The following is a 6,018-nucleotide window of genomic DNA, read 5'->3' on the forward strand; positions in this document are numbered from 1 at the left end:
CCGCGACTACCGGCTGTTCGACATTCAGCACGCCGTGGTGCCCACCACCCTGCCCCTGGACGTCTTCTACCGCGAACTGGTCCGGACGCAGGCGGCCGTACGGCCGACATCGTGAACATCTCGTCCATCGCCGCGCACCTCAGCTTCCCGAACTACGCGGTGTACGGCGCGACCAAGGCGGCCGTCACCTATCTGTCGGAAGCCCTGCGCGGGGAGTTCGGGCCCCGGGACGTCCGGGTCACCAACATCGAGCCCGGGTTCGTGGAGAGCGAGCTGCGCACCCACATCTCCGACGCGGGCCTGTCCCGGCAGGTCGAGAGCATGCTCGACGAGGTGGGCGCCCTGTCCGCGGAGGAGCTGGCCGACCTGGTGGCCTACGCGACGAGCCGGCCGCGCCGGGTCAACCTGCGGCAGATCGTCGCGCTGCCGACGCGGCAGGTCTGAACGGCGTGCGCGCGCTCAGTCCTCCCAGTCACCGTCCTGGGAGGACGTGCGGCGGCGGCCGAAGAGGTTCGGGTTGGAGCGGAGCGCCTGGACGACGTTGACGCCGACGATGCCCGCCCAGGCGACGAGCAGCCCGGGCAGACGGGCCACGCCCCCGCCGATGGCGGACAGCGGCACCGCGAGGACCAGGGAGACGATCCCGAAGCCGAACCGCTCGCCCCAGGAGTCCGTGACCCTCGGCGACCGGGAGTCCCGGGCCGCCTGCATCTGCTGCTCCGCGAGCTGCCGGCGCACCCGGCGCTCCACCGCGCCGTCGATCCGCTGGTCGACCTTCTCCAGGAACGAGTCGACCAGCCCCGGCTCGTACTCCTCGCCCAGATCCCTGCGTGCGTGCAGGGTGGCGTCGAGTTCCCTCTTGAGGTCGGCGTCCCGCGCGTCCATTCCCGTCATGCCGTCCACGGTAGAAAGCGCCGCCGCCGGCCGCACTGGGGTTAGCCCCCCTGTTGAGCCGGGGGTCCCCGGCCGTACGCCGCCGCCCTGCGGTCCGGCTTGCCGCTCTGCATATGCTCATGCAGAATCCTCAGCTACTGAATAGGCGAGGGGGAGCACGTCATGAGCGTGACCGACAGCCCTGCCGCGCGGCTGCAGGCGCTCTTCGAGGGCCACCGGCTGACGCCGACCCAGCGGCGCATCGCCCACAGCATGGTGCGGCGCGCCGCCGACGTGCCGTTCCTGTCGAGTGTGGAGCTCGCCGAGCTGGCCGGAGTCAGCCAGCCGTCCGTGACCCGCTTCGCCGTCGCCCTCGGCTTCGACGGCTACCCCGCCCTGCGCCGCCATCTGCGCGAGGTCGCTCCCGCCGAACCCGCTGCGGAGACCGGGTCCCACAACGAGTACCAGCAGGCGGTCGAGGCCGAGATCGAGAACCTGCGGCACCTGGCGGAGGCACTGGCCGATCCCGGCCCCGTCCAGCGCGCCGGACGCCTCCTCGCGGCCTCCCGGCCGCTGCTCGTCCTCGGCCTGCGGGCGGCTGCCGCCCAGGCACACGGTTTCGCCTACTTCGCCGCCAAGGTGCATCCCGACGTCCGGCTGCTCGGCGAGGGCGGCACGATGCTCCAGGACCGCATCGACGCCGCCGTCCGGGCCGGCGCGAGCGCACTGCTCTGTTTCGCGCTGCCCCGGCACCCCCGCGAGGTCGTCGACACCCTCGCCTACGCCAAGGAGGCCGGGCTGACCGTCGTCACGGTCGCCGACTCCGCCTTCGCGCCCGTCGCCAAGGTGTCCGACCTGCTGCTGCCCGCCGCCGTCGGCACCGGCCTCGCCTTCGACACGGCCTGCGCGCCGATGCTGCTGGGCCGGGTGCTGCTGGAGGCCATGTGCGACGACCTGCCCCAGGCCCAGTCCCGTCTGGAGGAGTTCGACACGAAGGCGGCGGCGCGGGGCCTGTTCGTCGACTGACGGCACGGGCGGGGCTTTTTTAAGACTCGTCTCACGTTGCGTCGCTACCGTACGGCTCCCAGAGGCTTCACAGAGCGGACGGAGGCTGGTCGTGACGCGCGGAGGACAGGGACTGGCCCGAGTGGCCGTCGTCGTACGGGCGGGGGCGGCCCCGCTGTGGTGGCTGGGCGTTCTCGCGGCGGGCATCGGCCTGCTCGCCCCGGGCCTGACCGGACGCCGCATCGGCGTCCTGGCCGGAGCGGCGCTGTTCGTCCTGGCAACGGCGGTGGTCGCGTACGCACGCCGCAAGCGCTACGCGGCCCTGGCCGCTGCCGCGTCCCGGGCCGGCAAGCACGACGTACTCCAGGACCGCGCGGTCACGGTACGCAACTGGCGCCGGGGCCACCGCTGGTGGCTTCTCCTCGCCTTCCTCGCCGCCCTGGGCAGCGCCTTCGCGACCCCGGCGGCCGGGGGCATGCTGCTGGCCGGCTGCGGGGCGGGCCTGTGGCTGAAGTCGGCCTGGCTGGGCCGCCGCGAGCAGACCGGCGAAGCGCTGTTGTGGGTCCGCGTGGACTGGCTGCGCGGGGGAGCGGCCCACCCGGCCGGCAAGCGCGTGAGGGCGTACCGCAGCACGGGCATCGCGGCGGGAGACGCCGCACCGGGAGGCGCGCGAAGGAAAACACCGGCGCTGGTGTGATCGGGCGGTGGCGGGCCCCCCTGGGCAAACCCCCTGCGCTGGTGGGATCGGGCAGCGGCCGGCCCACCCAGGGGGCGGGGCTGTACCGATGTGCGGCTCCGCCGCGTGGGCGCGACAAGCCACGACGCACCCGCGGCCGGAATCCTACGGAACCTCCCACCGCGCTCGCGTCAACGCATCCACCTGCGCCCCGCCCGACTCGGCGACGACCTCATCCACGGTCTGCGCCCGCCGCGCCAGCGCGAAGCGTCCCCCCGGTCCGAACCCGTACACCCCGGGCCGCACCAGCGAGTTGTACCCGTAGTGGTGGGCGAAGTAGTACGCCCCGGTGTCCAGCGCCGCCGCGTAGTCCCCCTGCTCCAGCAACGGCATGGACCGCCCTTCGGCCAGCAGGTCCCCCGCGAAACAGGCCGGCCCCGCGACGTCCTGCACTACCACCGGCCCCTCCTTCGGTCGCCCCTTCGCGTCGTACGGGGAGATCCGCAGCGGCCAGCTCCCCGGCGCGTACACCGTCCGGGCCGCCACCTGCACCCCGGCATGCGTCACCGCCACCGCCCGCCCGCCGGAGGTCTTCGCGTACTCGACCCGCGCCACCACCGTCCCGTGCTTGGCCAGCAGTGACCGCCCGAACTCGGTGACCAGCCCGTATCGCCCGTCGAGCAGCCCCGGCACCTCCTCGGCCAGCAGCCGCGCGTACGGTGCGTAGGTCGGTGCCGTCGCCTCCGACGCGAAGTTCACCGGCAGGCCGCCGCCGATGTCGAGCGTGTCGACCTGCCGCCGCCCGGCCCGCCGGTTGATCTCCTCCGCCAGCGCGTACGTCTCCGCCACGCCCCGGGCCATCAGGGCCAGCGGGATGCCCTGGGACCCGGTGTGCGCGTGCAGCCGGGTCAGCCAAGGCCGGTCCAGATACGCCTGGACGACCCACTCCCGGGCGCCTTCGTCACGCAGCGCCACCCCGAACTTCGAGGTGGCCGTCGCCGTGGACAACGCCTCGATGGAGCCGCCCCCGACCTGCGGGTTCACCCGGATCCCCAGCGGGGAGCGGCTGGCCGAGGACCGCATCACGGCGTCGATCCGCGCCAGCTCCTGCGGGTTGTCCGCGTTGACGGCGATGCCCAGGGACAGCGCCTCGCGCAGCTCGGCCGGCGTCTTCGCGGGCGAGTCGAGCACCGTCACTTCCGGCGTCATGCCCGCCGCCCGGGCCAGGGCCAGCTCACCCGGGCTCGCGACCTCCGCGCCGACGCCCTCCTCGCGCAGCAGCCGCAGGACCGGCACCAGCGGGGTCGCCTTCACCGCGAAGGCGTGCAGCACGGGCGTGCCCGGCGCCACCACCGCCTCGAACGCCGCCCGCAGCTCCGCCGCCGACTCCCGGATGCCGGTGACGTCCAGCAGCCCCACGATGGGGCTGTCGGGCCCGAGCAGCCCTTGCTCCACCGCGGCCCGCACCGCCTCGTCCCGCCGCGCGGCCCGCCGGGCCCCGGTGTCGTCCGCCTCTTCCGTCTCGATGTGTGCGCCCATGCATCCAGCCAAACATTCGCGGTGGCGCCGCGCCGACACCCCGACGTATTGACTAGCTCTATTCAGGCGTCCAGGATGTGAATAGTCACAGCAACAAACCGCCGGGAGCACCGCGCACCCACCAGGAGGCAGACCATGTCAGGACCCCGCCCGCCCGTCTCCCTCCACCACCCTCAAACGAGGCCCTACGGGCCGCCCCCTGGTCCTGTCCGAGCGCCGCGCGGCACGGAACCGAGCGCCCTGGGATGGCAGCAGGAAGCCGCCCTGCGGATGCTGCAGAACAACCTCGACCCCGAGGTCGCGGAGCACCCCGACAAGCTCGTCGTCTACGGCGGCACCGGCAAGGCCGCCCGCGACTGGCGCTCCTTCGACGCCATGGTGCGCACGCTGAAGGGGCTGAAGCAGGACGAGACCATGCTGGTCCAGTCCGGCCGGCCCGTCGGCGTCATGCAGACCCACGAGTGGGCCCCGCGCGTCCTCATCGCCAACTCCAACCTCGTCGGCGACTGGGCCAACTGGGAGGAGTTCCGCCGCCTCGAGCATCTCGGCCTGACCATGTACGGGCAGATGACCGCGGGTTCCTGGATCTACATCGGCACCCAGGGCATCCTCCAGGGCACCTACGAGACCTTCGCCGCCGTCGCCGCGAAGAAGTTCGGCGGGACGCTGGCCGGAACCATCACCCTGACCGCCGGCCTCGGCGGCATGGGCGGCGCCCAGCCGCTGGCCGTGACGATGAACGACGGCGTGGCGATCTGCATCGACTGCGACCCGCGCGCCATCGAACGTCGTATCGAGCACCGGTACCTCGATGTGAAGGCCGACAGCCTCGACCACGCCCTGAAGCTGGCGACCGAGGCGCGCGACGCCCGCCGCCCCCTCTCCATCGGCGTCCTCGGCAACGCGGCCGAGCTGCTCCCGCAGCTCCTCGCCATGGACGCCCCCATCGACATCGTGACCGACCAGACCTCGGCCCACGACCCGCTGGCCTACCTGCCCCTGGGCACCGCCGTCGAGGACATGGCCGACGCCGCAGCCAAGGACCCGGCCGGCTTCACCACCCGGGCCCGCGAGTCCATGGCCCGGCACGTCGAGGCCATGGTCGGTTTCATGGACGCCGGCGCCGAGGTCTTCGACTACGGCAACTCCATCCGCGGCGAGGCCCAACTCGCCGGATACGACCGCGCATTCGCCTTCCCCGGCTTTGTCCCCGCCTACATCCGCCCGCTGTTCTGCGAGGGCAAGGGCCCCTTCCGCTGGGCCGCCCTGTCCGGCGAGGCCTCCGACATCGCCAAGACCGACAAGGCGATCCTCGACCTCTTCCCGGAGAACGAGTCCCTCGCCCGCTGGATCAAGATGGCCGGCGAACGCGTCCACTTCCAGGGCCTGCCCGCCCGCATCTGCTGGCTCGGCTACGGCGAGCGGGACAAGGCCGGTGAGCGGTTCAACGACATGGTCGCGAGCGGGGAGCTGGCCGCGCCGGTCGTCATCGGCCGCGACCACCTCGACTGCGGTTCCGTCGCCTCCCCCTACCGCGAGACCGAGGCCATGCTCGACGGATCCGACGCGATCGCCGACTGGCCGCTGCTGAACGCCATGGTGAACGTCGCCTCCGGGGCGTCCTGGGTCTCGATCCACCACGGCGGCGGCGTCGGGATGGGCCGGTCCATCCACGCGGGCCAGGTGACGGTGGCCGACGGCACGGCGCTCGCCGGCGAGAAGATCCGCCGGGTGCTCACCAACGACCCCGGCATGGGCGTCATCCGGCACGTCGACGCCGGGTACGACATCGCGGAGTCGGTGGCGGGGGAGCGGGGCGTCCGCGTCCCGATGCGTGAAGGTGACCCGGCGTGAGCCAGAACAGCGGCGGCTCCTTCCACGCCATGTGGCGCGAGCTGCTCCCCCTCGGGCGGCACCCCGACTCC

The 6,018-nt window shown here is 73.0% G+C and carries 6 protein-coding genes; 4 read left to right on the plus strand and 2 right to left on the minus strand.

What is annotated here, in order from left to right:
* The first annotated feature begins 111 nt into the window (after positions 1-111).
* Complete coding sequence (locus ABZ281_RS33530; RefSeq protein WP_356661659.1) at positions 112-444, plus strand: SDR family NAD(P)-dependent oxidoreductase; 333 nt, start codon at positions 112-114, stop codon at positions 442-444.
* Between the two features lie 15 nt (positions 445-459).
* Here ABZ281_RS33530 and ABZ281_RS33535 read toward each other — a convergent pair whose 3' ends face one another.
* Positions 460-885, minus strand: coding sequence for a hypothetical protein (locus ABZ281_RS33535; protein ID WP_356661669.1), 426 nt, complete (start codon positions 883-885; stop codon positions 460-462).
* Between the two features lie 171 nt (positions 886-1,056).
* Between ABZ281_RS33535 and ABZ281_RS33540 the strand changes: the two genes are divergently transcribed.
* Together ABZ281_RS33540 and ABZ281_RS33545 are read left to right on the plus strand one after the other, a co-directional pair.
* Entirely contained in the window at positions 1,057-1,899 is an 843-nt protein-coding gene (locus ABZ281_RS33540) for a MurR/RpiR family transcriptional regulator (protein WP_356661661.1), read from the plus strand.
* 91 nt (positions 1,900-1,990) lie between these two features.
* Positions 1,991-2,575 carry a hypothetical protein gene (locus ABZ281_RS33545; RefSeq protein ID WP_356661663.1) on the plus strand — a complete coding sequence of 195 codons (585 nt, stop codon included), beginning with the start codon at positions 1,991-1,993 and terminating at the stop codon, positions 2,573-2,575.
* 144 nt (positions 2,576-2,719) lie between these two features.
* Here ABZ281_RS33545 and ABZ281_RS33550 read toward each other — a convergent pair whose 3' ends face one another.
* A complete protein-coding gene (locus ABZ281_RS33550) occupies positions 2,720-4,093 on the minus strand; it encodes a diaminopimelate decarboxylase (RefSeq protein ID WP_356661665.1) in 1,374 nt (457 codons plus the stop codon).
* Between the two features lie 135 nt (positions 4,094-4,228).
* Here ABZ281_RS33550 and hutU point away from each other — a divergent pair, with 135 nt between their 5' ends.
* Entirely contained in the window at positions 4,229-5,947 is a 1,719-nt protein-coding gene (hutU, locus tag ABZ281_RS33555) for a urocanate hydratase (RefSeq protein ID WP_356661667.1), read from the plus strand.
* Positions 5,948-6,018: the final 71 nt, after the last annotated feature.

The sequence above is a fragment of the Streptomyces sp. NPDC006265 genome, from assembly GCF_040613555.1.
GTDB lineage: Bacteria > Actinomycetota > Actinomycetes > Streptomycetales > Streptomycetaceae > Streptomyces.